The sequence below is a fragment of the Devosia sp. P3_B2 genome, assembly GCF_056402875.1.
Genome location: NZ_JBFUGO010000001.1, coordinates 492,110 through 515,925, shown reverse-complemented (window position 1 = coordinate 515,925; position 23,816 = coordinate 492,110). Strand labels below are relative to the sequence as shown.

At 65.1% G+C, this 23,816-nt stretch carries 23 protein-coding genes; 10 read left to right on the top strand and 13 right to left on the bottom strand.

Translation table 11 applies throughout. The annotated features are described in order from the left end of the window. Positions 1-375 precede the first annotated feature (375 nt). A complete protein-coding gene (locus AC1DV8_RS02475; RefSeq protein ID WP_477148078.1) occupies positions 376-1,365 on the top strand; it encodes a substrate-binding domain-containing protein in 990 nt (329 codons plus the stop codon). Between the two features lie 69 nt (positions 1,366-1,434). On the opposite strand, the gene AC1DV8_RS02470 is transcribed toward AC1DV8_RS02475, so the two are convergent. From AC1DV8_RS02470 to AC1DV8_RS02430, 9 genes are all read right to left on the bottom strand, one after another. Next, positions 1,435-2,550 (bottom strand): NAD(P)-binding domain-containing protein, encoded by a 1,116-nt coding sequence (locus AC1DV8_RS02470; RefSeq protein ID WP_477156344.1) that lies wholly within the window; start codon positions 2,548-2,550, stop codon positions 1,435-1,437. A gap of 330 nt (positions 2,551-2,880) precedes the next feature. After that, the gene (locus AC1DV8_RS02465) at positions 2,881-3,792 is read right to left on the bottom strand and encodes a dihydrodipicolinate synthase family protein (protein ID WP_477156343.1); all 912 of its coding nucleotides are present in this window, start codon (positions 3,790-3,792) and stop codon (positions 2,881-2,883) included. A 236-nt stretch (positions 3,793-4,028) separates the two neighbouring features. Continuing rightward, the gene (locus AC1DV8_RS02460; protein ID WP_477148081.1) at positions 4,029-4,943 is read right to left on the bottom strand and encodes a TIM barrel protein; all 915 of its coding nucleotides are present in this window, start codon (positions 4,941-4,943) and stop codon (positions 4,029-4,031) included. 26 nt (positions 4,944-4,969) lie between these two features. Beyond that, the gene (locus AC1DV8_RS02455) at positions 4,970-6,046 is read right to left on the bottom strand and encodes an ABC transporter ATP-binding protein (protein ID WP_477156342.1); all 1,077 of its coding nucleotides are present in this window, start codon (positions 6,044-6,046) and stop codon (positions 4,970-4,972) included. Positions 6,047-6,057: 11 nt separating this feature from the next. Further along, on the bottom strand, positions 6,058-6,975 hold the full coding sequence (locus AC1DV8_RS02450) for an ABC transporter permease subunit (protein WP_477148083.1): 918 nt from the start codon (positions 6,973-6,975) through the stop codon (positions 6,058-6,060). 9 nt (positions 6,976-6,984) lie between these two features. Then, entirely contained in the window at positions 6,985-7,869 is an 885-nt protein-coding gene (locus AC1DV8_RS02445) for an ABC transporter permease subunit (protein ID WP_477156341.1), read from the bottom strand. A 66-nt stretch (positions 7,870-7,935) separates the two neighbouring features. Further along, positions 7,936-9,276: an extracellular solute-binding protein gene (locus AC1DV8_RS02440; RefSeq protein WP_477156340.1), complete on the bottom strand. Its 1,341-nt coding sequence runs from the start codon at positions 9,274-9,276 to the stop codon at positions 7,936-7,938. Between the two features lie 265 nt (positions 9,277-9,541). Continuing rightward, a complete protein-coding gene (locus AC1DV8_RS02435) occupies positions 9,542-9,931 on the bottom strand; it encodes a hypothetical protein (RefSeq protein WP_477148086.1) in 390 nt (129 codons plus the stop codon). Between the two features lie 139 nt (positions 9,932-10,070). Continuing rightward, entirely contained in the window at positions 10,071-10,997 is a 927-nt protein-coding gene (locus AC1DV8_RS02430) for a MurR/RpiR family transcriptional regulator (protein ID WP_477156339.1), read from the bottom strand. Positions 10,998-11,296: 299 nt separating this feature from the next. Between AC1DV8_RS02430 and AC1DV8_RS02425 the strand changes: the two genes are divergently transcribed. From AC1DV8_RS02425 to AC1DV8_RS02400, 6 genes are all read left to right on the top strand, one after another. After that, positions 11,297-12,115, top strand: a complete 819-nt coding sequence (locus AC1DV8_RS02425) for an ABC transporter ATP-binding protein (RefSeq protein ID WP_477156338.1) — start codon at positions 11,297-11,299, stop codon at positions 12,113-12,115. Between the two features lie 7 nt (positions 12,116-12,122). Next, positions 12,123-12,968: an ABC transporter permease gene (locus AC1DV8_RS02420; RefSeq protein ID WP_477156337.1), complete on the top strand. Its 846-nt coding sequence runs from the start codon at positions 12,123-12,125 to the stop codon at positions 12,966-12,968. Positions 12,969-13,045: 77 nt separating this feature from the next. Next, positions 13,046-14,209, top strand: a complete 1,164-nt coding sequence (locus AC1DV8_RS02415) for an ABC transporter substrate-binding protein (RefSeq protein WP_477156336.1) — start codon at positions 13,046-13,048, stop codon at positions 14,207-14,209. A gap of 205 nt (positions 14,210-14,414) precedes the next feature. Next, a complete protein-coding gene (locus AC1DV8_RS02410; protein WP_477148091.1) occupies positions 14,415-15,494 on the top strand; it encodes a Gfo/Idh/MocA family protein in 1,080 nt (359 codons plus the stop codon). Between the two features lie 81 nt (positions 15,495-15,575). Continuing rightward, positions 15,576-16,787 (top strand): amidohydrolase/deacetylase family metallohydrolase, encoded by a 1,212-nt coding sequence (locus tag AC1DV8_RS02405; RefSeq protein WP_477156335.1) that lies wholly within the window; start codon positions 15,576-15,578, stop codon positions 16,785-16,787. Positions 16,788-16,912: 125 nt separating this feature from the next. After that, a complete protein-coding gene (locus tag AC1DV8_RS02400) occupies positions 16,913-17,458 on the top strand; it encodes an AAA family ATPase (RefSeq protein WP_477156334.1) in 546 nt (181 codons plus the stop codon). Between the two features lie 53 nt (positions 17,459-17,511). On the opposite strand, the gene AC1DV8_RS02395 is transcribed toward AC1DV8_RS02400, so the two are convergent. Genes AC1DV8_RS02395 through AC1DV8_RS02380 form a run of 4 tightly spaced genes read right to left on the bottom strand, consistent with a single transcriptional unit; the run spans position 17,512 to position 20,852 of the window. Next, entirely contained in the window at positions 17,512-18,507 is a 996-nt protein-coding gene (locus tag AC1DV8_RS02395) for a Gfo/Idh/MocA family protein (protein WP_477156333.1), read from the bottom strand. A gap of 46 nt (positions 18,508-18,553) precedes the next feature. Then, positions 18,554-19,333: an SDR family oxidoreductase gene (locus tag AC1DV8_RS02390; RefSeq protein ID WP_477148095.1), complete on the bottom strand. Its 780-nt coding sequence runs from the start codon at positions 19,331-19,333 to the stop codon at positions 18,554-18,556. After that, positions 19,330-20,508, bottom strand: a complete 1,179-nt coding sequence (locus tag AC1DV8_RS02385) for a hypothetical protein (RefSeq protein WP_477156332.1) — start codon at positions 20,506-20,508, stop codon at positions 19,330-19,332. Before AC1DV8_RS02385 ends, AC1DV8_RS02390 begins: the two co-directional genes overlap by 4 nt. Then, positions 20,505-20,852, bottom strand: coding sequence for a hypothetical protein (locus AC1DV8_RS02380; protein ID WP_477156331.1), 348 nt, complete (start codon positions 20,850-20,852; stop codon positions 20,505-20,507). Before AC1DV8_RS02380 ends, AC1DV8_RS02385 begins: the two co-directional genes overlap by 4 nt. A 233-nt stretch (positions 20,853-21,085) precedes the next feature. On the opposite strand from AC1DV8_RS02380, the gene AC1DV8_RS02375 reads away from it, so the two are divergent. From AC1DV8_RS02375 to AC1DV8_RS02365, 3 genes are read left to right on the top strand one after another with little or no spacing between them, the layout of a single operon-like run. Next, on the top strand, positions 21,086-22,030 hold the full coding sequence (locus tag AC1DV8_RS02375) for a MurR/RpiR family transcriptional regulator (protein ID WP_477156330.1): 945 nt from the start codon (positions 21,086-21,088) through the stop codon (positions 22,028-22,030). A 51-nt stretch (positions 22,031-22,081) separates the two neighbouring features. After that, positions 22,082-23,473, top strand: a complete 1,392-nt coding sequence (locus AC1DV8_RS02370) for an L-serine ammonia-lyase (RefSeq protein ID WP_477156329.1) — start codon at positions 22,082-22,084, stop codon at positions 23,471-23,473. Continuing rightward, positions 23,473-23,814 (top strand): hypothetical protein, encoded by a 342-nt coding sequence (locus tag AC1DV8_RS02365; protein WP_477156328.1) that lies wholly within the window; start codon positions 23,473-23,475, stop codon positions 23,812-23,814. Before AC1DV8_RS02370 ends, AC1DV8_RS02365 begins: the two co-directional genes overlap by 1 nt. Positions 23,815-23,816 lie beyond the last annotated feature (2 nt).

Genomic DNA, 23,816 nt, shown 5'->3' with positions numbered 1-23,816 from the left:
CGCCCACCGTCAATCGACTTCGAGCATCGCCGCAGACGACGGCAAAGACACCCCTCGATTTGCTATTTGGCCAGTCTTTCCGGCGTCTTCTGCAAGATGTCTGACAACTTGGACGGCTTGAATGTGCACGTGCATCAGCGCGATTGACTATTGTTCGACGCCGCCCCAGTATCCGCCCCGATATGCGGTGCGCCGCGGCCCATCAGAGCCCGACAGAGGCTCAGGCCGCACGCCTGTGGAGGGACTGAGGAGCTCATCGAGGCGATTCGGAGCGGCAGCGGGCGGCTAGGGACCACCCGCACTTTCACGCTCCAACCGCACTTGATCGGGAGGCCCGATAAAGCGGGCCGGGACTGAACCCTAGGGAGGAGAACTATGCGTAAGACTATGTTTGTGCTCGCCGGCGCGGCTATTGCCGTTGCGCTCGCGGGCGGCGCCGTGGCGCAGGATAAGAAGATCCTGGCCGTGGTCGTCAAAGGCCTCGACAATCCGTTCTTCACGGTGATGGGCCAGGGCTGCGCCGATTGGAACACTGCGCATGCCGACAGCGAATACACCTGCCTCTACACCGGCCCGGCGCTCAGCTCGGACGAAGCCGGCGAAGTGCAGATCGTGCAGGATCTGATCAGCAAGGGCGTCGCCGGCATCGCGATCTCGCCATCCAACGCTCCGGCCATGGCCAACATGCTGAAGGCCGCTGCGCCGACCATGCCGATCATCACCGTGGACGCCGACCTGCTTCCGGCTGACGCTGCCCTGCGCAAGACCTATTTCGGCACCAACAACTACGACATGGGTGTCGGCATGGCCAAGGAGCTGATGAAGCTCAAGCCGGAAGGCGGCACCGTGTGCCTGCAGCTCGGCAACGTCGCGGCGGCCAACATCAACGAGCGTGCCGCTGGTTTCCGCGACACCATTGCCGGCGCCAAGGGCACCGAAAAGCTCAACAACACCAACGGCTGGACCGAGGCCGAGGGCTGCCCGACCTATACCAACGATGACATCCCGACGGCCAATCAGCAGATGGCCGACGTGTTCACCGCACAGCCGGATCTCGATGCCTTCGTGCTCGTCGGCGGCTGGGCTCAGTTCGGGCCGCAGGCCTACGCCCAGAACACCGACCAGGTCATGGATCGGCTGAAGTCCAAGGACCTGGTGATCATCGCCGGCGACACGCTGCCGCCGCAGACCCAGGCGTTCCGTGAGGGCCGCAGCCACTTCCAGATCGGCCAGCGGCCGTACCAGATGGGCAACGAGGCGCCCGATATCCTGATCAGCCTGATCAAGGGCGAGACCGTCGAGGATCCGAAGTTCACCGGTCTCGACCTCTGCACGCTCGAAGATCCGGGTATCTGCGCAAAGTAAGCTGTCGCCAAAAGACGGCGGACGATTGGGGCACGCTTCGGCGTGCCCCTTTTGTTTTGGTCGGGCGCGCTACAAATCCAGCGTCGCCAACAACTCGGCGGCTGCTGCGGAGCCGGCGCGGTTGGCGCCGATGGTGGAGGCCGACGGCCCGTAGCCGACGAGGTGGATGCGCGGCTCCTTGACCACCTGGGTGGCGAGCCGCCCGCCCATCAGGATGCCGCCGGAGGGCTCGCGCAGCATCAGCGGCGCGAGGTGATCAAGCGAGGAGCGGAAGCCCGTGCACCAGAGGATCACGTCGGCCCGCTGCTCGGTGCCGTCGGCCCAGCGCACCCCGGTTTCGGTGATCTCGGCGAACATCGGCAGACGGTTCAGCGCGCCGCGGGCGTCCATCGCCTCGATCAGCGGCGTGCGCGGCAAGCCGGTAACCGACACCACCGAGTTGGGCGGCAGACCCTGCCGCACCCGGTCTTCAACCAGCTTCACGGCGGCGCGGCCCGCTTCCTGATCGAACGGGCCTTCGCGGAACTGCAGCGGCCGCCGGGTCACCCAGGTGGTGCTGGTGGCCAGCGAAATCTCGTTGAGCAGCTGGATGGCGGAGATGCCGCCCCCGACGATCACCACGTGCTGGCCGGCGAATTCCGCAGCGGTTCGATAATCGCGGGTGTGGAGCTGCCGCCCCTTGAAGCGCTCACGCCCCGGATACTCCGGGATGAACGGCGTCTCCCAGGTTCCTGTGGCGTTGATGATGCCGCGCGCCGAGAAGGTCTCGCGATCCGTCTCGATGCGGAAGCGATCGCCGCGCGGGCAAACCACCTTCACCTTGACCGGACGATATACGTTGAGCCCGAAGCGCTGCTCGTAGGCCGCGAAATAGCTCGGCACCGCCACGGCGGCCTCGACCGACTCGTTGCTGGTGTCGACCGCCTCGGAAAACTGCATGCCCGGCAGGTCGTGCACCCGGTTCACGGTGCTGAGCGTCAGCGAGGGCCAGCGGAACTGCCACGCGCCCCCGGCTTGCGGGGATTGGTCGAGGACGACGAAGCCGCGGCCCACGTCGAGGCCGCGATGCTTGAGATTGTAGGCCGATGACAGCCCCGCCTGCCCCGCGCCGATGACGACGATCTCGGTCTTGATGGCGACGCCCGTCGGCGGAGCGCTGGGAGTGGCGGGGGTTTCGGCGTCCATGATGGGTCCTGTTATTGCCCCAGAGGTAGGGTGGCGCCACCGCCGGCGCAACCGTGCACGTTTGAACGGTTTGAACGCGTTTCGTTCAGTTCTGCGCGCACCATCATTTTCCCCCTCGCTTCTGAGCACGACCGGCAGTGTCGCATGGTGGCGAGTGGCGGGGATAAGGGCGGCGACCTGGTTGGTTTTCCGGAAAGTTCAGCGCGGTCCGAGCGGGCCGCGACCTGCTTTTACGCCTTGATACGTCAGCCTGGCTGACGTTCGAAATTCGACGGTTTGGGCGAAGATGAGCAACAGATGAACGGGATTTTCGCCCCGTTTCGGCAGTTGTCACACGCCTCCGGGCAGGGCGGCCACGCGTTCGCGCAGCTCGCCGAGCTTATCCGCGGCGAACGGCATGAGCGGCGGCCGGACGCGGCTCCAGCCTTCACCATCCGGACGATCCGCGAGAATCGCCTTGATGGTGGGAATCTGGCCGTAGCTGTTGAGCATCGCCCGCGCCGCCTCGATCCGCGCCTGCGCCGCATCGACATCGACTGCCCGGACCGGGTCGGCGTGGTGGTCGTAGATGGTGCGCAGTGCCGGGGCGACGAGGTTGCAGGTGGCGGTGATACAGCCGGCGCCGCCGATCTTAAGGAACGGCAGTAGCAGCGGATCAGCGCCGACCATCACCGCGAAGCCGGGATTGTCCTCGACCAGCCCCTGCATGTTGCCGTAGTCGCCCGACGAGTCTTTGAGACCGACGACAGTATCCGGAAACGCCTTGATCAGCCGCGTGACCAGCGGCCGGCTGAGTGGCACCGCCGAGGTCTGGGGGATGTGGTAGAGGATGATCTTGAGCCGCGGATCGGCCGCCGCCTCGATGATCCGCGCATAGGCAGCGAAGATGCCGTCGTCGCTGACGCCCTTGTAGTAGAACGGCGGCAGCATGACGACGCGGGTGATACCGAGACTCAGCGCGTGGCGGGTGAGCTCCACCGTATCCGGGATGGCCGCGACGCCGACGCCGGGTGCGAGTTGGTCAGGAGTGACGCCGGCCTTGAGCGCAGCTTCGAGGATGGCCTTGCGCTCACTGACCGAAAACGAATTCGCCTCGCCCGTGGTGCCAAGCAGCGCGATGCCGTGGCAGCCATCGGCGAGGAGGCTGAGGCAATGCTCGCCGAGTCGTTTCAGGTCAGGACTGAGGTCGGCGTTGAGGGGCGTGACCGCCGCGCAATAGACGCCCGAAATGCCGAAACCCATGCTGTCGCTCCTCAGCCCGCTGGCGTCATGGTGCACGAACGGACGAGGGCGAGGCAAGTTTTGCCGAGGACCGTGTGCTGGGCCGTCCCCTCCACCATGCTTCGCATGGTCCCCCTCCCCCGCCACGCGGGGGAGGATTAAGGAGAGATCGTGCCACAGCGGATCCTCCCCCGTGCAACGGGGAGGGGGACCGGCGGAGCCGGTGGAGGGGGCGGCCCCACGCACCGGCTTACGGATTACTCCGCCGCGACTGCAGTTCGAGCGTCGTCCAGACCCGACAGTGCCTTGGCGCGCGCGAGGCTCTCCGGCTGCTCGCGGCGATAACGGCGGCCGATTTCCATCATTGCCACGGTATCGGGCAGGAAGCTGAGTTCGGCGAAGATCTCTTCCCAGGCGATGTCGCCCCAGCCGAGCGGCATGTGCAGGTCGCCAATGCCCATCGCGGTGTTTTCCTGCGGGTGGAACGGCTTGAAGAAGCCCTGCGGCCGGCCGAAGGAATCGTGGAGGTGGAGATGCCCGGCGACAGGCGCCATGGCGCGGATCTCGGCGCGGAAATCGAGGCCCTTGAACGTCGACTCGATATAGGCGTGGCTGAAATCGATCAGCGCCACGACGTTCGAGTGGTTAACGGCTTTGACCGTCTCGGCGACTTCTGTCGGAGTCTGGCGGTACTGACCGAGTTCGGTGGTGAAGATGTTCTCGAGCGCGATGCGGACGCCATGCGGGCGGGCGAAATCGGCGAGCTCGGTGAGCGCTTCACGCTCGCGCACGTCGGCACCGGCCCAGTCGGAAATGGCTTCAGCGCGGAGGTTCCCGCCGTGCTGCACCAGGATGCCCGCACCGATGCTGTTGCAGACCTCGACCAACGCCTTCGCGGCATCGATCTGATAGCGCTGCGTCACCGGGTCCATGAAGTTGGACGAAACGAGGCCATGCACGGTGTAGCGGAAGTCGAACTGCTTGGTGAGGTCGAGCAGCGCCTCGTGGCGCTCCCGAATGATCTTGCCACCGGCGACCAGGTCGAGGCTGGTGACGCCGATCTCGACGGTATCGACGCCCATCTCGGCCAGCGCGCGCATATCGGCTTCGAGGCTGGCGAACTCGCCGTCGTCCGAACCGACGTTGAAGCCGGTCGCAATGATGTTGCTCATGAAATTTCTCCGTTGGTCAGGATGGTTCAGTGCTGAATGCGGCGCCCGTCCTCGAGCGAGAACAGGTGCAAGGCGCTGTCGGCGAGGCTGAGATGCACCGGCGTGCCGGACAGAAGCTCAGAGCTGTCGGTATCGAGCGCGACGATGCGGCTGCCATTGGCGTCGGCATGGATCAGCCGCGATGCGCCGAGTTCCTCGACATAGTCGACGACGGCAGAAATCGCGCCGTGCGTCTCGGCGCCGGTGCGACGCACCCCTTCCGGGCGCACGCCGAGCACGACCTTGCGGCCCGGCACGCGGATGCCGTTGAGTTGGCTGACGTTGAGCCGCCCGCCGCTGCCATGCACGAAATGCCCTTCGGCGTCGAACTCGCCTTCGAACAAGTTCATCGCGGGCGAACCGATGAAGTCGGCGACGAAGCGGCTGGCGGGGTTGTTGTAGACCTCGGTCGGCCTGCCGATCTGCTCGACCCGGCCGGCATTCATGATGATCAGCTTGTCGGCGAGCGTCATGGCCTCGGTCTGGTCGTGGGTGACGAACACCGAGGTGACGCCGAGATCGCGATGCAGGCGCCGCACTTCCGAGCGCATGGCGACGCGGAGCTTCGCATCGAGATTGGAGAACGGCTCGTCGAACAAGAACACCTTGGGCTCTCGCACCATGGCGCGGGCCATGGCCACGCGCTGGCGCTGGCCACCGGAGAGCTCGCCCGGGCGGCGATCGAGGAACGGCACGAGCGACACGGACTCGGCGACCTTCATCACCCGCGCATCCCGCTCGGCCTTGGGGACCTTGGCGACTTTCAGCGCGTAGCCGATGTTCTTGCGCACGGTCATGTGCGGGTAGAGCGCGTAGTTCTGGAACACCATGGCGCAGCCGCGCTCGCGCGGCTCGAGCTTGTTGACCACCGTGCCGGCGATGGAGATCTCGCCCTCGGTGATTTCCTCGAGTCCCGCGATCATCCGCAGCAACGTGGACTTGCCGCAGCCCGATGGCCCGAGGATGACGACGAACTCGCCCGCTTCGATGTTGACGTCGACGCCGTGGATCACGGCGGTCTTGGCGTAGTTCTTCTTCACGCCCTTGATGGTGATCTGAGCCATGTTCTGTCCAATCATTTGTCGCGGGAAATGAGGCCACGCACGAACCAGCGCTGCATGAAGGCAACGACCAGCAGTGGCGGCAGCATGATGATGAGGGCGCCGGCCATGGTGACGTTCCAGTCGGGCGTGCCGTTCTGGGCCGGGATCAGCGCCTTGAGCTGCATCACCACAGTGCCGAAATGCTCGCGGTCGGTGGTGATCAGCAGCGGCCAGAGGTACTGGTTCCAGCTCGAGACGAACATGATGGTGGCAAGCGCCAGCATGTTGGTGCGGCTCAGCGGCAAGAGCACATCCCAGAAGAACTCGAGCGGATGCGCGCCGTCCATCTTGCTGGCTTCCACCAGCTCGTCCGGGATAGTCATGAAGAACTGCCGATAGAGGAAGGTGCCGGTTGCAGTGGCGACCAGCGGCAGGATCAGGCCGGTGTACGAGTTGAGCAGGTTCCAGTTGAGTGCGATCTGCACCCCGCTCATCGCCTGCACCAGCCCGGTAATCCCGAGCGTATCGAGGATCACCTGGAACGGCAGCAGCGCATTGGCGGCGATCGAGTAGGTCGGCACGATGCGCACTTCGAGCGGCAGCATCAGCGTGATGAAGATCAGCCAGAAGCAGATCATCCGGGCCTTGAAGCTGAAGAACACGATGGCGAAGGCGGAGAGGGAGGCGAGGATGATCTTGCCCACCGTGACGCCGACGGCGACGATCAGGCTGTTGATCAGCTTGGGGCCGAGGTCGCCACGGGTCCACGCCGACGCGAGGTTCTCGAACAGGTGCGAGGACGGCAGCAGGCTGATCGGCACCTGGCTGACTTCCTGCAGCGACTGCGAGCCGGCCACCAAGGTGATCCAGAACGGGATCACCACCAAGAGGGCACCGAACGCCATGGCGACGTAGGTGATGAAATCGAAGAAGGGAGAACGCTCGATCACGGCTTCACCTCAGTTGTAGTGGACGCGCCGTTCGACCCATTTGAACTGGACGAACGTGAGGCCGATGACGAGCAGCATGAGGACGATCGACTGAGCCGCGGCGCCCGAGTAGTCGAGGCCTTTGAACCCGTCGAAATAGATCTTGTAGACCATGACTTCGGTCTGCCCGATCGGGCCGCCCTCGGTCATCACGTCGATCAGTCCGAAACTGTCGGTGAAGCTGGAGATCAGGTTCATGATGAGCAGGAAGAATGCTGTCGGGGCGATCAGCGGCAGCTGCAGGTCGATGAGGCGCTGGAACGGCCGCGCGCCATCCATGGCGCCCGCTTCCGAGATCGAGCGCGGGATCATCTGCAGCGCCGCAAGGAAGAAGATGAAGTTGTAGCCGATGCCGAGCCAGGCATGGCAGATGATGACCATTGCCAGCGCGTGCCAGCCATTGGTCGCCGGATCCCAGATGCCCGGCCAGATCTGGTTGATCGAGCCGATCAGCCCCGATTCTGGCGCGAAGATGAAGCGGAAGGCCACGCCGGCCGCCGGCGCTGCAATTGCATAGGGCCAGACATAGATCGACTGGAATATCCGGGTGCCCTTCAGCGAGCGATCGACGAACGCCGCGAGGGTGAGCGCCACGGCCATCGAGAGGCCGGTTGAGACGATGGCGTAGAACGCGCTGCGTAGCACCGTGGTCCAGTACTCGCGGTCACGGAAGATGGCGAGGAAGTTGTCGAACCCGACCCAGGTGTTGTCGCCGCCCCAGGGCTGCTCGAGCGAGAACGCCCAGTACAGTGCCTGCGTGGTCGGCCAGTAGAAGAAGACGAGGACCAGGATCAGCTGCGGCGACAGCAGCAGCCAGGGCATCCATCCGTTGCGATAATAGGCGCGGCGTTCCATGGGGACCTTCCACCAAAATAGAATGCACGGACGGCCGGGGCCGCCCGTGCTGAAGTCAGGCAGAGATCAGAGCAGGTTCTTGCCGGCGTAGGTCGCTTCGAAGCGGCGCAGGATTTCGTTGCCCTTGGCATCGAAGGCCTCCAGGGCTTCCTTGACCGGCACGTTGTTGAACAGCACCGACTGGATGGTCTTGACCATTTCGGCGCGGATCGAGGCGTAGTTGCCGAGGCGGATGCCGCGGGTGTTTTCGGTCGGCGGGGTGAAGGTCAGCGACTGGATAGCGAGCTCGCGGCCCTTGTACGGAGCGGCGTCGTAGAAGCCCTTGGCCTTCATGGCTTCAAAGCCGGTGTTGGTGACCGGGATGTAGCCGGTAACCGTCGACCACCATTCGGCCTGCTCGGGCGTGGCGAGGAAGGCGAAGAACGCCGCGGCGCCCTTGTACTCCTCAGGCGACTTGCCCTTGAGGGTCCAGAGCGAAGCGCCGCCCACGAGGCTGTTGGTGCGCTCGGTGCCGGCCCAGACCGGGATCATCGCGTTGGTCCAGTGCACGCCTTCCTTGGCTTGCTTGGAGAAGGTGCCGTGATCGGCAACCGACGACGAGGTGATCTGGCACTTGCCGTTGACGAAAGCGTCGTTGGCGGTCTCGCCCGCATCCTTGGACTTATGAACGAAGAGACCTTCGTCATACATCTTCTTGATCCAGGTCAGCTGGTCGACGAACTTGCCCTTCGACACGACCATCTCGGCGTCCAGGCCTTCGAAGCCGTTGCCCTTGGTGGCGATCGGCTGGTTGTGGACGGCCGAGAACTGCTCGAACCACTGCCAGGCACCGGCCGGGTCGAACGCCACCGGGCACTCGTAGCCGGCGGTCTTCATCTTGCGGGCGACGTCTTCGACTTCTTCCCAGGTCTGCGGCACGCCGGTGAAGCCGACCTTGGCCAGCGCATCGGTGTTGAAATAGATCTGCGCGGTCGAGGAGTTGAACGGCATCGACAGCAGCTCACCCGTCGAGGTCGAATAGTACGAGGCGATGCCCGAGAAATAGTTCTTCCAGTCGATCTGGTAGCCGTTCTCTTCCATCAGCTGACGCACCGGGACGTAGGCGTCGGACAGCATCAGGTCGAGCGTGCCGGCGTCGAAGATCTGGGTGACGGTCGGCTGCTTGTTGGCGCGGAATGCGGCGATCGTGTTCTGCAGGTTGTTGTCGTAGTTGTCCTGGCTGACGCAGACGATCTCATAGTCGGTCTGCGAGGCGTTGAACGTCTTGCACATGTCCTGAATGCGTTCGGACAGGTCGCCCGACAGGCCATACCAGAACTCGAACTTGGTCGCAGCGGCGGCGGGCGACGCTACGAAGGTCAGGGCGGTCGCGGCCAGAGCCGCGCTGAGCAGCCAGTTGGATTTCATCTCAAATGTCTCCGAAGAAAGGGAATGCCGGTCGATTTCTCGAGCGGCGCACTCCTAGTCGGAGACCACGACGGTTGGATTTCAGCGCGATGAACGAGCCGTGACACCTCGATGACGATCTGGTGTCAGCACAGCCAAGCCATTGGCGGATCAGGCGCAGTCGACTGCATGGCGGTGCAGCGCTGCAGCCCTCTGGGGCCAGTTCGCTGTGCATAACCCGGTTAAGGACAGCGGGATCGCCGTCGCGACCCCGCTCCACTCTACCCTAGAGCGGGCAACGCTGGGGCAGGCCGCCCGCCAGATAGGTGTCGCTGACAGGGTCGTAGGTGGCGAAACCGGCCTGGCAGGCTTCCTGGTGCTCGGCCCAGGAACCCGACGTTACCGCCAGCCGCGTTGCCAGCCACAGATTGGGCGGCCGCAGGCGGGACCTCGGATGGATCGCAAGCTCGGCGTTGATGGCCGCCGCTGCCGGGTCGAAGTTCGGGTAGTTGGTATTGGCCGGGAAGCCGTAGACGTAGTCGCCGCCACTGGGCAGCGGCGTAGGCAGGATGGTGGGCGTGCCGCCGCGCACGATGATGTTGATCGGCTGCGCTGCAACCGGGGCGGCGGACAGGATTGTAAGAGTGGTGGTCACAAGGAGGAGCAGGTGTTTCATTTCCGATCTCCATGGCATCCGACACACAAACGTTGGCGGCAGCCAAAAGTAACACGCGTGCGGTCAATATTCCCGTCGCTTGCCCGGGCCGGTTAACAGGCCTCTTACAGTGGGCACCGTGTACTGGCATCACTCCCGCTCAGTCGCCCAGCGGCTCCAGCACCTTGCCTTTCCTGTGGTTCAGCACGGTGTACTTGATCCGGCGCAGTGTCTCGCGCGCATCGGGATCGAGCCTTGTGCCGACTGCGCTCGAAACGAGGTCGATGATGGCGAGGAAGGCGTAGCGTGAAGCGGTGGGTTTCAGCGGATCGGGGAATTCCGGGATATCGACGGTGAGCGCCACATCGGCGGTGGCGGCGAGATCGGTATCCGGCGCGGTGATGCAGAGCGCCTTGGCACGGTAGTGCTTGGCGAGCTGCACCGCCTCCACCACTTCGCGGGTGCGCCCGGTGCCGGAAATTGCGATGACCAGGTCGTTCGGCTTCAGCGTCGAGGCCGTCATCTTCATCACGTACGGGTCGGAATGGGCGGTGACCACCACGCCGTAGCGGAACAGCCGGTTCTGCGTTTCCTGCGCCAGCGCGGTCGAGCTGCCGCCCAGCCCGAAAACCAGTACCTGATGCGCACTCGCCACCAGTTCGGCCGCCGCGATGATATCGACCGGGTCGATCTGCCGCTCGACGATGTTGAGCGCGTTCCGCGCTTCGCCAAACACTTCGGTCCAGAGCGGTGAGGCATTGGCGCTCGGCTCAGTCGGCGGGGCGGGCGAGAGATAGAGCCGCCCAACCACGACGCTCTGCGCCAGCTTCAACTTGAAGTCGCGCACGCCGTCGCAGCCGATGGCCCGGCAGAAGCGGGTGACCGTCGGCTCGCTCACCTCGGCGCGCCTCGCAATCTCGGCGTTCGAGGCGTCGACCGAGAAGGTGACATCGGCCAGCACCACGTCGGCGACGCGGCGCTCGGCTGGTCGCAACTCGCTGTAGGAGTCTTTGATCTGCGACAGGATGTCGGGGATCGGCTTGGCGTAGCCTTCGCCGCTCGCCTCGTCGCGCTTGTGCTTCCGCATGTCCGGCCTTCTGCCTGTGGGGTCCGACCCGACTTCTATCATTTCTGGCCAGCCAATGCCCTACCGCCGGAACGACGCTCTCTCAGGTGCTCTGCGTCCAAAATGTAGGAAACTTACACACGATGCAAGTGCCAAGACACCTGCAAATGCGGCAGTCCGGCTGACATACGAAAGCTCAACCTCTGCCGCTTGACTCGTAATGTAGGATAGTTACACACTGCCGCCTGGAGGGGGATAGAGCGGTTCAGGGGCCGCCTGGCACCCGTTCCACGATCTGGTACAGGGTAGCGCGAGGGGCGATGACGGCTGGGGATTCCAAGCAACCGAAACTGCAGGTGAAGGGCGCGACCAAGCTGTACAACACCCGCTCGGGCGACCTCCTGGCGATCGATCGCTGCTCGCTCGAGGTGATGGACGGCGAGATCGTTTCGATCGTCGGCCCATCCGGCTGCGGCAAGACCACGCTGCTGTGGTCTATGTCGGGGCTCCACGGCCTCACCTCCGGCGAGGTGCTGCTCGATGGCAAGCCGATCACCGGCCCCAATCCCGAGATCGGCATGGTGTTCCAGGAGGCCAACCTCCTGCCGTGGCGCAACCTCGACGCCAACATCAATTTCCCCTTCGAGATCAAGGGCACCAAGCCCGATCGCGTCTGGATCAACGAGCTGTTGAACCGCGTCGGCCTTGAGGGTTTTGGCGGGCGCTTCCCGCGCGAGCTGTCAGGCGGCATGCAGCAGCGTGCCGCGCTGGTGCGCGCGCTGAGCTACAAGCCCTCGGTGCTGCTGATGGACGAGCCGTTCGGCGCGCTCGACGCCTTCACCCGCGAGGAGATGAACCGGCTGGTCGAGGAAATCTGGCTCGATACCAAAACCACCATCGTCCTCATCACCCACTCGATCGAGGAGGCCGTCTTCCTCTCCGACCGCGTCGTGGTGATGAGTCCGCGCCCGGGCCGCGTCGCCAATATCCACGAGGTGCCGTTCCCGCGGCCGCGCTCGCTCGAGATCATGTCGACCAAGGAGGTTTTCGACCTCACCAATGCCATCAAGGCGGAAATCGTCGGGACGCAGCAGAGCCGTTTCCCGAGAGACGCAGCCCAGCCGGCTCAGGTGGCGTGAGGATCAGATGAGCGAAACCGACGCCATTCCCGAATTCAAGAAGTCCGCCGGCGGCGCCGGCGAGGTCGGCATCACCAACATGTCCGCCCTCACCTCCGGCCCCGGCATCAAGTCGATGGGCGAGGTGCTGGCGATCGTCCTGGTCGCGGTGGTGATCATCGGCGGCACCGAGCTGCTGCTGAACCTCTTCGCCGTGCCGCAATATGTGCTCCCGAAGCCCAGCGAGATCGCGGTCGCCTTGTTCACCGACTTCCCGTTCATCGCCCCGCACCTCGGCCACACGCTGGTAGAGCTGTTTGTTGGCTTCGGCATCGGCGCAGTGGTCGGGCTGATCCTCGCGGCGGTGATCACGCAGTTCCCGTTCGCCGAAAAGATCATCACGCCGTACATCCTCTTGCTGGTGACGACGCCGATGCTGGCGCTGGTGCCGCTCTTGATCCTGCGCTTCGGCTTCGGCTACGAGCCGCGCATCATCGCCGTAGCGCTCGCTGCCGGCCCGATGGTGATGATCAACGCCGCCACCGGCTTCCGCCGCGTCGATCGCGGCAAGATCGCACTGGCCCGCTCCTATGGCGCCTCGACGCTACAGATTTTCTGGAAGGTGCGCGCGCCGATGGCGCTGCCAATGATCTTCGTCGGCCTGATGGTCGGCTCGATCTTCGGGCTCTTGACCGCGGTCGGCGCCGAGATGGTTGGCGGTGGCTTCGGGCTGGGCAACCGGCTCACCTCCTACTCATCCATGATCCAGATGCCGCAGTTTTTCGCGGTGGTCTTGATCCTCTCCATCCTGGGCATCCTGATCTACGTGCTCTTCTTCCTGTTGGGGAAGAAGTACGCGAGCTGGGAGGCCTGAGGCACGGCCTGCCGCCGGAGGGAATGGCGGCAGGAAATAAGGGACTAAGGGACGTTCCATCAACAGGGGTATTTCCGATGACCAAGTTTTCGTTTCCGGGCGGCATAAGCCGCCGCACATTCCTCCAGGTTTCCGCAGCCGGCGTCGTCACCGCCACCGCGCTTGGCGGCATTGGCCGCGCCACTGCCGCGCCCTACTCCAAGTTCACCTGGATCTCGCCGCGCGGCACGCTCGAAGTGCTCGACGACTTCGGCTACTGGATCGGCAAGAAGATGGGCTATTTCGCCGATCTGGGCGTCGAGACCGAGCTGCAGCCCGGCCCGTCGGACGGCACTGCGACGGTCAAGTTCGTCGATGTCGGCCAGGCCGACATGGGCTTTCCGTCACCAGGTATTTTCTCGTTCGCGCTCGAGAACGGCATGAAGCTGAAGTCCGCCTTCCACTGGGGCGCACTCGATACGTTCAGCCTCGCTTTCCGCAAGGGCGAAGGCACCAATGACCTGAAGACCCTCGAGGGCAAGACAATCCTGCTCGGCTCTGCCGCCTGGCAGTCGATCGTCGATCCGATGCTGGCCGTCCACGGCGTCGATATCAGCAAGGTCAAATATGTCGAAGCCGGCTGGCCCACCTGGGGAACGGCGCTCGCTGCCGGCCAGGGCGACGCCGCCCTCGCCTGGGAGGGCCTCCGGGCCGAGTGGATCGGCTCGAAGCTCGATTTCGAGTACTGGCTCGGCGTGCAGCGCTCGCCGCTGTTTGCCAACACCTACGTCGTCCGCGCCGCCGACCTTGAGGACCCGGACAAGAAGGCCTTCCTCGACAAGTACCTGCGCGCCTGGTCGATGGGCCTCGAGTTCGCCTACCACAACCCGATGGCGGCCGTGCACGCGGTATTCGAGCAGTTCCCGACGCTGGCCAGCAATATCGGTCCGGAGCTGGGTGCTACCTCGATCCTGCAGCAGATCAATGTCGTTCGCGGCGACATGGCGAAGCGCAAGGGCTGGGGCGACCACGACATGGCCGCATGGCAGACCTTCTTCGACAAGATCTACGACCTCAAGCAGATCACCAAGCCGATCAAGGCCGAGGACGTCTGCACCAATGACTGCGTCGGGCCGGCCAACGATTTCGACCACGACAAGGTCAAGGCCGACGCCGCGGCTTACCAGTTGCCGGCCGACCTGGCGGCGGTCGACATCGAAAAGGTGAAGGCACACCTGTTCGACCAGGCCGTGCCGGCCTGATCTGGCGTGATTGGTGCGGGCGGTGTCACGCCGTCCTCACCTCCTCCCCGGCGTCATTCCCGCGAAGGCGGGAACCTAGCGGGATGGGGGCAACGCCTGTGGAGGCCGAGAATCCCACTGGGTCCCCGCCTTCGCGGGGATGACGCCGGTGGTTCAGGGATTTCACGGCCTTGCGGCCGGAAACATAAGCGAATGGGAGGGCCGGATGGCCAACACGGTAAAAGTCCTGGTCGTCGGGCTCGGCAACATGGGCGCCTCGCATGCGAGCGCCTATCACCGCAATCCGGGCTTCGAGATCGTTGGGCTGATGAGCCGCTCGATCAAGACGAAGCCCATTCCGGACGAGCTCGCGGGCTATCCGCTGTTCGAGGACTATGACGAGGCGCTGCGGGTGGCCAAGCCCGACGCCGTCTCGATCAACTCGTGGCCCAACAGCCACGCCGAATACGCCATCAAGGCGATCAACGCCGGCGCCCATGTGTTCATGGAAAAGCCGCTCGCCACCAACATCGCCGACGCCGAAGCGGTGGTGAAGCTGGCGCGCGAGAAGAAGAAGAAGCTGGTGCTGGGCTACATCCTCCGCGTTCACCCCAGCTGGATGAAGTTCACCGAGCTGGCGCAGACGCTGGGCAAGCCTCTCGTCATGCGGCTCAACCTCAACCAGCAGTCGGGCGGCCCGACCTATGACTGGCACAAGAACCTGATCGACTCGCTGATCCCGATCGTCGATTGCGGCGTCCACTATGTCGACGTGATGTGCCAGATGACCAAGGCGAAGCCGGTGCGCGTACACGGCATCGGCGCCAAGCTCTGGGCCGAGGCTGACAAGCAGAACTACGGGCACCTGCATGTCGAGTTCGATGATGGCTCGGTCGGCTGGTACGAAGCCGGCTGGGGCCCGATGATGAGCGAGGTCGCCTATTTCGTGAAGGACGTGGTTGGCCCCAAGGGCGCCGTCTCGATCGTCCCCAACCCTAAGGCGCACAAGGAAGGCGTGTCGGACTCTTCCGATATCGACCAGCACACCAAGACCGACGCCATCCAGTATCACCACGCCGAGGTGGCGCCCGGCGACAAGAGCTTTGTTCGCAAGGACGAGATCTTCACCATGACGGACGAGCCCAACCACCAGGAGCTCTGCGACCGCGAGCAGGCCTTCTTCCTCAAGGCGATCCAGGAAGACCTCGACCTCACGGAGTCGATGGATGCGGCGGTGAACAGCCTCAGGATCGTGCTTGCGGCGGAACAATCGATCAACGAGAAACGCGTCGTCGAGCTCGCTTAGCCGAACCAACTCAAGGCGTAACGAACCCGGCGGGCAGGTTGCCCGCCGCGGGCCGCGCCGTACACGAACCGGAGACCATCGATGACTTCACCGGCAGCCGGACAGGCCTTCGATATCGTGCTCAAGGGCGGCCGCGTCCTCGACGAGCGCAACGGCGTCGATGGGCTGCTCGATGTCGCAATCAAGGCGGGGAAGATTGCCGCGGTGGGCAAGGACCTCGCGACATCAGGCACCAAGGTCGAGGACGTCACCGGCAGCATCGTCGCGCCGGGGCTGATCGACATCCACACCCACGTCTACCACAAGGCGACCTCGCTCAGCGTCGACCCCGGCTTCATCGCCCGCCGCTCCGCCTGCACCACGCTGGTCGATGCCGGCAGCGCGGGGGCGGGCAACTACGACGGCTTCCGCGACTACGTTATGATCCACTCGCCGTACCGGATCTTCGCCTTCCTCAACATCTCGTTCCCCGGCATTTTCGGCTTCGACAAGGGTGTCTCGATCGGCGAGGCGACGCTGCGCTCGATGCTGCCGGTCGACAAATGCGTCGCCAAGGTCGAGGCCAATCGCGACCGCATCATCGGCGTGAAGGTCCGCATCGGCGGCCCGGTGACCGGCGAGCTCGGGCTCGGGGCGCTGGAACTGGCGCTGGAAGCCGCCAATGCGCTGAACCTGCCGCTGATGACCCATATCGGCACCGCCCCGCCGAGCTATGCCGACGTGGTCGACATGCTGCGGCCCGGCGACATCCTCACGCACTGCTACCGCCCCGACCCGAATTCGGCCATCGGCCCCGACGGCAAGGTGATCGACGCGGTGCTGAAGGCGCGCGAGCGCGGCGTGCTGTTCGACATCGCCCACGGCATGGGCGCCTTCGGCTATGAAAGTGCCGAGGCCGCGCTGAAGGACGGTTTTGCGCCGGACCTGATCTCGTCGGACGTCCACGTCATCGCCGTCGAGGGGCCGGGGTATGACCTGCTGCACACGATGAGCAAGCTGCTCAACTGTGGGCTGTCGCTGCCCGAGGTGATCGGCATGTCCGCCAACCGTCCAGCGCTGGCGATCCAGAAGCCCGACCTCGGCCACCTCGGCGTCGGCGCAGTGGCCGACATCACCGTGCTCAAGCAGTACGACAGCAACTACGTGTTCGAAGACGTCGTCGGCAAACGCCGCCAGGGCTCGAGCCTGCTGCAGCCAGTGTCGGTGTATCTGGGCGGCAAATCGATGGAAGTCAGCCGCCGGCCGTTCGAGGAAAGCTTCCTCATCGGCGGGCATCATGGGCATGAGCACTGAGGCTTGTCCCCACTCCCTCAGGGGGAGAGGGGAAACCGATTTGCCCCGGCATTGAGCGAGCACCCCCGATCCCTCCCATTTTCCTGCGGCTGCTGCTAAGGACCGGCCAAGGCTGGGAGAGGACGATGCGGTTTGCTGTTACCGGGACGCATGGCAGTGGCAAGTCCACGCTGGCGGACGATTTCGTTACATCGTACAGCCACTACCAGAGTGTCGGCGAGCCCTACTGGCAGCTTGTGCAGCAGGGCGTCGTGTTCGCCGACGGCCCCAACATCGCCGACCTCGAAGACCAGCTCCGCCAGAGCTGCGAACTGATTTCTGGCATTGAGGGCAAGGATGTGGTGTTCGACCGCTGTCCGCTCGACCTGATCGCCTATCTCGACGTGGTGGCCGCCGCCGAGGGCACCGAGTGGATGCCGGACGGCAAGTTGCTGGGACGGATCGGCCGGGCCTTGTCGCTGCTTGACCTGATCGTCTTCGTTCCACTTAGGGTGCCCGACGAGATCACCGTCGCCATCGAGTATCCCAAGCTTCGCCGTCGGGTGGATGCGCGGCTCAAGGCCATCCTGCGCGACGATGATCTTGGGCTGTTGGCAAAGGGACCGTCGGTCATCGAGGTCACCGGTACGAGGTCCGAGCGGGTTGCGCAGTTGGCGGGCCTCGGCGCCTGAGCAAAACGGGAGGCATGATGCCTCCCGTTTGCAGTTTCGGCGATGTGCCAGGGTTAGCCGACCCGAACCACATTCCCCGTCCGTGCCGACTCCTCGGCCGCCAGCGTCGCCTGTAGCGCGGCCGCGGCGTCCTCCGGCACGCCGATCTTCGGCGTCGTACCGGTCAGCGCGCAGCCCGCAAAATAGTTGAACTCCTCGCGCAGCGCTCCGCCGCGCACTCCGTCGAACATCGGCCAGTAAGTGATATCCGGCGAGTGCAGCTTGTTCGCATCGACGATGCCGAGCGGCGGGAAGGTGTCCTGCACATGGATGATGCCTTCGGTGCCGATGATCGACATCCGCTCGTCGATATCGAACGGCGTCTGCGTCGGCATGCACCACACCGTTTCGAGCGTCGCGGTGGCGCCGCCGGCGAAGCGGAACATGGTCTGGCCGATATCGGGGTGCTTGAGCCCGCGCACGTCGACCGTCTGCGCATAGGCCGAGACGATCTTGTCGCCGGTGAGCCAGAGCATGATGTCGGTATCGTGGATGGCGTCGCCGACGATCGGGCCGATCTTGTTGAGGATGGTCGGGGTCCACGCGGCCGGGATGTTCCGGCGCGACGACAGCGCCACCACCTTGCCGATGCGGCCCTCGGCGATCGCCTGCTTCGCCATCCGGTAGCGCGGGTTGAAGCGCACGATGTGGCCGATGAACAGGATACCCTTGGCGCCCTTCGAGGCAGCGATGATCTTGTTGGCATCCTCGACCGTCGAGGCGATCGGCTTTTCGAGGAAGACGTGCTTGCCGGCCTTGAGCGCCGCGATCGCCGGTTCGGTATGCTGGTCCCACATGGTACAGATCGACACCGCGTCGATCTCGGGATCGGCCAGCATGTCGTGATAGTCGCGATAGAGCTTCTTCACCCCGAACTTCTCGCCCATCGCCTGGAGGCGATCCTCGGTGCGGGTGCAGAGCGCCGCCAGTTCCAGGTTGGGCACGCCCACGATGGTCTCGGCGTGGATTTCGCCGAACCAGCCGAGCCCGATGATACCGATACGCAGCATGTCCAAAACTACCCCCTCCAAAATGCCAGTGCTGAAAAATGCCAGATCAGAAATCTTCGAGCGTCAGCTCGCGGGACATGACGATGTTGCCCGAGGTCAGCCCGCAATCGACCGGGATCGCCGCGCCGGTAACGGCGCTCGCGGCGTCCGAGGCGAGGAAGGCGATCACCCGCGCCACCTCGTAGGGCTCGACGATGCGGCCGAGCGGATACCAGCGCTCCAGCGTCTTCAGAACGTTCGGATCCTTGGCCTTGCGCTCGTCCCAGATCGGGGTGCGCACCGTGCCCGGCAGCACGATGTTGGCGCGGATGCCGTAGCGGCCATATTCCTGCGCCAGCGAGCGGGTGAGCGAGATCATCGCCGCCTTCGACGCGCTGTAGGCCGGGTCGCCCAGCGCCGCGACGCCGTTGACCGAGCCGACATTGACAATGTTGCCCGAGCGCCGCTCGACCATCTGCGGCAGCACCGCGTGGGCGCAGGCGTAGGCGCCGCCGGCGTTCGCCGCCATGTCCTCGTCCCAGCCCGCCGGGTCGGTCTTGGCGAAGGTGGCGTGGCGCGAGATGCCGGCATTGTTGACGAGCACATGCACCTCGCCGAAGCTCTTGAAGGCCGCAGCGACCGAGGCAGCGTCGGCGACATCGGCCACCGCCGGCTGCACCGTGATGCCGTCCTTGCCCAGCGTTTCGGCCAGCGCGTGCACCTTGTCGTTGCGATCGAGCGCCGCGATGGTCGCGCCCTCCTCGCCGAAGAAGCGGCAAAGCCACTGGCCGATGCCGCCCGCCGCGCCGGTGATCGCGATGGTCTTGCCGGAAAATGCGCCGCTCATGTGAACTCCCTCAATGCCTCGCCGATCCACCCGAGATTGGCCCGGCGCAGATGGCCCCAGTTGTAGAACGCCAGTTCGTCGACCCCTCCGGCCCGGAGCGCCGCGACAGCGGCGAGGAACTCGGCCTTGTTGCCGAGATCCGGATGCGAGGGCCGCAGAATGCCGCGCAGCGCCGCGCTCGCTGGCAGGCGCCGGCGGATGTCGAACAGGTCGGCCTTCACGCGCATGGTGCTCGGCTCATAGAAGCAGGCCTCGATGATGCCGGTCGCCTCGGCCAGCGCCGCGAGGTCGCTACCCTCGTACCAGGCGCCCCCGGTGGGGCGGGCGACCGATGGGATCACCGCGATCGGCACTTCCTTGCGGACGGCAGCGCGGATTTCGGCAACCAGCGAGGTGACGACGCCGGCGCGGAAATGCAGGTAGCGGTTGAGATCGCCGGCGGCGACGATATCGGCCCGCCAGAACGCCTCGGCCATATCGGGCGGAAAGTCGATGTCGCTATCGAGATAACGCGTGATATCGGCCGCAACCTGCGCCTTCAGCCGCTTCGCGTCGATGCCGGCTTTCTCCGCCCCGGCGACGCAGTGCTCGCAGAAGCAGAGCCCGAGCATGTTCTCCAGCCAGAGGTTCGACTGCAGCAGCGCGAATTCGTGGTGGTAGCCATGCGCGTAGGGGGTGAACCCCGGCGCCTCCAGCGACAGCCCCGACACGTCGTAGCGCGTGCTGACATCGGTCGCGAGGCCGATGGCATAGGCCCGCGCCTCCGGCGCCGAGGGGCAGAGGTTGTAGATGTAGGGGTCGCCAAAAGCGTTGCGCACCACGCTGTCCGGATGCGCCGCGCCGAGCTGCGAATTGTGCAGCAGCACCAGCCAGACATTGGTGGCGACATCCTTGCGCGCCGTCAGCTGGCGCAGGATATCGGTCTCTCGCAGGATCGAGTTGGCGATCGGTTTTATGGCCCCATAGCGGCTGGGATCGGCGTTGAAATACACCGTGCCATCCTCGAGCATCGCCACCTTGCCGTTGATGCCGTGCGGCCGGAGGAACTTGCCGGCGTGATAGCTGCCCGCGATGGTGACCGTATCGAGTCCAAGCCCGCGGAACTCATCGATCGCAGCGGGAACGCCGGCCTCGGCGAGATCCCAGGCGTAGGTGTAGATCGCCCTGTAGCTCAATTCCCGAACCACCCGTCCTTGAGGTAGCGCATATACTCGAACACCATGCCGTGCTTTTTGACGAACACCACCTCGAGGAAATCGCCGACGATGAACGGCGGGATCAGCACTTCGACGCCGGGCTCCGCGAGGTGCGGCGCGAGGTCGTCGACCCGATAGGCGACGTGCGGGTTGTCGCGCACTGCCGCCGGCACGGTGCTGTCCGGCTCGTAGCGCAGGAACTCGATATGCTCGGGGTGGTGGCGCGGATTGGTGACCCAGATGCGGCTCGCCTCAACCCAGTCCTCGCTAGGCTGCGGCGCTGTCGTCGTGATCCCCACATGGTCGAACTCGAATGTCGCCATGACGCTGCTCCCCTGCCCTAACTCCCCAATCCTGAAATCATGTTACAGAACCTAAGGGGTCGCAACCGGATTCTGCACTGCCAGCCAAAAGTCTGAAACAGAACGGGCTTTGCTGCGGCGTTGGCACGTTTCGGACAGACAGCCGCCGTTCCACACTGTGGACCGATCGGTCACCGGGCTGGCCACATCCGATGCAATGATGTAATTCAATTTCAGGACTGGAGCAGCTCAGCATGGCCAAACGCCGCGCCACGAGGACCGAAATCGATGAGCCCGCCATCGACATCGTCTCACGTATCCAGCGGGTCGAGCACGAGCTGTCGCCAGCCGAGCGGCAGGTGGCGGCGGCAGTGCAGCTCGATTTCGAGGCGGCAACCCGTCTGACCATCGCCGAGCTCGCCAACAAGGCCGGGGTCAGTCAGCCCACCGTCACCCGCTTCTGCCGCTCGGTCGGCTGCGCCTCGTTCAACGATTTCAAGATCCGCCTCGCCAGCACCATGACGGTGGCGGCGGTGTACCTGCGCTCCGATCGGGTGTTCTCCGACGATATCGGCCAGCTCGCCCAATCGGTGATGCTGCGCGCCGCCAACGCGGTGCGCGCCTGCCTCGACCAGCTCGACACCGCCTCGGTTGGCCGCGCCATCGACGCCATCGCCGAGGGGCGGCGGCTCGACATCTACGGCCAGGGCGGCGGCTCGGCGGTGATGGCCGAGGACGCCAAGCTCCGGTTGTTTCGGCTCGGCATCCCGGTCGCTGCCTATACCGATGGCCACCAGCAGCGCATGTCGGCCTCCACCCTGCAGCCCGGCGACGTGGCCTTCGCCATCTCTAACAGCGGCCAGTCGAAGGCGGTGGTCGAGGCGATCCAGATCGCCGCCTCGTTCGGCGCCACCACCATCGCGCTAACCCGCCCCGGCACGCCGCTGGCCAAGGCCGCCGGCATCGTCATCCCCATCGTCATCGCCGAGGACGACAACGTGCTGATGCCGACCACCTCGCGCTACGCCCACATGGCGGTGATCGACACGATCGCCTCGGGCGTCGCGCAGAAGCTTGGAGCCCGCGGCCGCGAGGCGCTGCGCCGGGTGCGTTACACCCTCACCTCGATCGGCGTCGCCATTCCGACGCCCTCGACCGACCCGACCAAGCTGATGCAGACACTGAAGCCGCACGAGTAGCGGCTCGCGATCGTTGTCGCTATGGTGCGCCCGCACCATATGTGAGGCCTGATGTTCCTCTCGGTTTTCGACGTCTTCAAGATCGGCATCGGGCCATCGAGCTCGCACACCATGGGGCCGATGACGGCCGCCAACCGGTTCCTCGACGAACTCCGGACCGGCGACTGGCCGCGCCCGCGCACCGCCGTGGTGACTTCGCTGAAGGCGAGTCTCCATGGCTCACTGGCCTTCACCGGCGTCGGCCATGGTACCGGCCGCGCCGTGGTGCTGGGGCTTTGCGGCCTCGCACCCGACACCGTCGATCCCGACAGGATCGATGCGATCGTCGCTGAGGTCGAGGCCGAGGGCATGGTGCACCCCGAGGGGCACCCGGCCTATCGTTTCCGCCCGGCGCAGGACCTGATCTACGACAAGAAGGAGCGGCTGCCCGGGCACACCAACGGGCTGCAGTTCTATGCCTACGACGCCGACGGCACGCTGCTGCTGCGGCGGGTCTACTACTCTATCGGCGGTGGCTTCGTCGTCAGCGAGGCCGAGCTGGCGCGCGGCGAGGTGAAGGCCGATGCGGTCGCGGTGCCCTACCCGTTCGGCGATGCCGAGGAGATGCTGGCCATGGCCCGCGACTCCGGCCTCTCGATCGCCCAGATGAAGCGGGCCAACGAGGAGGCGCGGATTGGCCGCCGCGCCCTCGAGCAGGGGCTCGACCGGCTGTGGTCGGCGATGGATGGCTGCATCGAGCGTGGGCTACGCACCGACGGCATCATGCCGGGCGGGCTCAACGTCAGCCGGCGCGCCAAGGCGATCCACCAGCAATTGCAGGACGCCTGGCAGCGCAACGAACTCGGGCCGCTCGCCGGCAATGACTGGCTCAGCGTCTTCGCCATGGCGGTGAACGAGGAGAACGCCGCCGGCAGCCGCGTGGTGACCGCGCCCACCAATGGCGCGGCCGGCGTCATCCCCTCGGTGCTCAAGTACCACCAGCAGTTCGAAGCCGGCGCCTCGCGCGCCAGCATCCACGACATGCTCCTGACCGCCGCCGCAGTTGGTGGCATCATCAAGCACAATGCCTCCATCTCGGGCGCCGAGGTCGGGTGCCAGGGCGAGGTGGGGTCGGCCTCGGCGATGGCCGCGGCAGCGCTCTGCGCCGCGATGGGCGGCACCCCCGCGCAGGTGGAGAATGCCGCCGAGATCGCGCTCGAGCACCATCTCGGCATGACCTGCGACCCGGTCGCCGGGCTGGTGCAGATCCCCTGCATCGAGCGCAACGCCTTCGGCGCGGTGAAGGCGGTGACCGCCGCCTCGCTGGCGATGAAGGGCGACGGCACCCACAAGGTGTCGCTCGATGTCTGCGTCGAGACCATGCGCCAGACCGGCGCCGACATGAGCGAGCGCTACAAGGAAACCAGCCAGGGCGGCCTCGCCGTCAACGTGCCAGCCTGCTGATGCCGAGCCCAACCTACGAGCTGTTTCGCGAGGCGATGGCCAGCAAGAAGCAGGTCGTCTGCGTGTATCGCGGACGTCGACGAGAGGTCTGCCCGGTGATCCTCGGCCACACAGACGGGGAAGAAAAGGCGCTCTCCTACCAGTTTGCCGGCGAGAGCAATTCCCGATTGCCGTCGGAGGGCGAGTGGCGCTGCCTGACGCTGAGCATGGTCAGCGAGGTCGAGCTCCGCGATGGCCCGTGGCTCACCGGCGGTAGCCATTCGGCCTCGCAGTCCTGCGTCCGCGACGTCGATTTCGACGTCAATCCCGATAGCCCCTACTCCCCGAAACACCGACTTTAGGG

Coding starts and splice junctions, on each gene's coding strand:
- AC1DV8_RS02465 (WP_477156343.1), bottom strand. CDS start 3,792: ATGGGTTTCGGCATTTCGGGCGTCTATTGCGCGGCGGTCACGCCCCTC.
- AC1DV8_RS02405 (WP_477156335.1), top strand. CDS start 15,576: ATGACTTCACCGGCAGCCGGACAGGCCTTCGATATCGTGCTCAAGGGC.
- AC1DV8_RS02395 (WP_477156333.1), bottom strand. CDS start 18,507: ATGCTGCGTATCGGTATCATCGGGCTCGGCTGGTTCGGCGAAATCCAC.
- AC1DV8_RS02455 (WP_477156342.1), bottom strand. CDS start 6,046: ATGGCTCAGATCACCATCAAGGGCGTGAAGAAGAACTACGCCAAGACC.
- AC1DV8_RS02430 (WP_477156339.1), bottom strand. CDS start 10,997: ATGCGGAAGCACAAGCGCGACGAGGCGAGCGGCGAAGGCTACGCCAAG.
- AC1DV8_RS02445 (WP_477156341.1), bottom strand. CDS start 7,869: ATGGAACGCCGCGCCTATTATCGCAACGGATGGATGCCCTGGCTGCTG.
- AC1DV8_RS02390 (WP_477148095.1), bottom strand. CDS start 19,333: ATGAGCGGCGCATTTTCCGGCAAGACCATCGCGATCACCGGCGCGGCG.
- AC1DV8_RS02475 (WP_477148078.1), top strand. CDS start 376: ATGCGTAAGACTATGTTTGTGCTCGCCGGCGCGGCTATTGCCGTTGCG.
- AC1DV8_RS02460 (WP_477148081.1), bottom strand. CDS start 4,943: ATGAGCAACATCATTGCGACCGGCTTCAACGTCGGTTCGGACGACGGC.
- AC1DV8_RS02435 (WP_477148086.1), bottom strand. CDS start 9,931: ATGAAACACCTGCTCCTCCTTGTGACCACCACTCTTACAATCCTGTCC.
- AC1DV8_RS02415 (WP_477156336.1), top strand. CDS start 13,046: ATGACCAAGTTTTCGTTTCCGGGCGGCATAAGCCGCCGCACATTCCTC.
- AC1DV8_RS02375 (WP_477156330.1), top strand. CDS start 21,086: ATGGCCAAACGCCGCGCCACGAGGACCGAAATCGATGAGCCCGCCATC.
- AC1DV8_RS02420 (WP_477156337.1), top strand. CDS start 12,123: ATGAGCGAAACCGACGCCATTCCCGAATTCAAGAAGTCCGCCGGCGGC.
- AC1DV8_RS02370 (WP_477156329.1), top strand. CDS start 22,082: ATGTTCCTCTCGGTTTTCGACGTCTTCAAGATCGGCATCGGGCCATCG.
- AC1DV8_RS02425 (WP_477156338.1), top strand. CDS start 11,297: ATGACGGCTGGGGATTCCAAGCAACCGAAACTGCAGGTGAAGGGCGCG.
- AC1DV8_RS02410 (WP_477148091.1), top strand. CDS start 14,415: ATGGCCAACACGGTAAAAGTCCTGGTCGTCGGGCTCGGCAACATGGGC.
- AC1DV8_RS02470 (WP_477156344.1), bottom strand. CDS start 2,550: ATGGACGCCGAAACCCCCGCCACTCCCAGCGCTCCGCCGACGGGCGTC.
- AC1DV8_RS02365 (WP_477156328.1), top strand. CDS start 23,473: ATGCCGAGCCCAACCTACGAGCTGTTTCGCGAGGCGATGGCCAGCAAG.
- AC1DV8_RS02380 (WP_477156331.1), bottom strand. CDS start 20,852: ATGGCGACATTCGAGTTCGACCATGTGGGGATCACGACGACAGCGCCG.
- AC1DV8_RS02400 (WP_477156334.1), top strand. CDS start 16,913: ATGCGGTTTGCTGTTACCGGGACGCATGGCAGTGGCAAGTCCACGCTG.
- AC1DV8_RS02440 (WP_477156340.1), bottom strand. CDS start 9,276: ATGAAATCCAACTGGCTGCTCAGCGCGGCTCTGGCCGCGACCGCCCTG.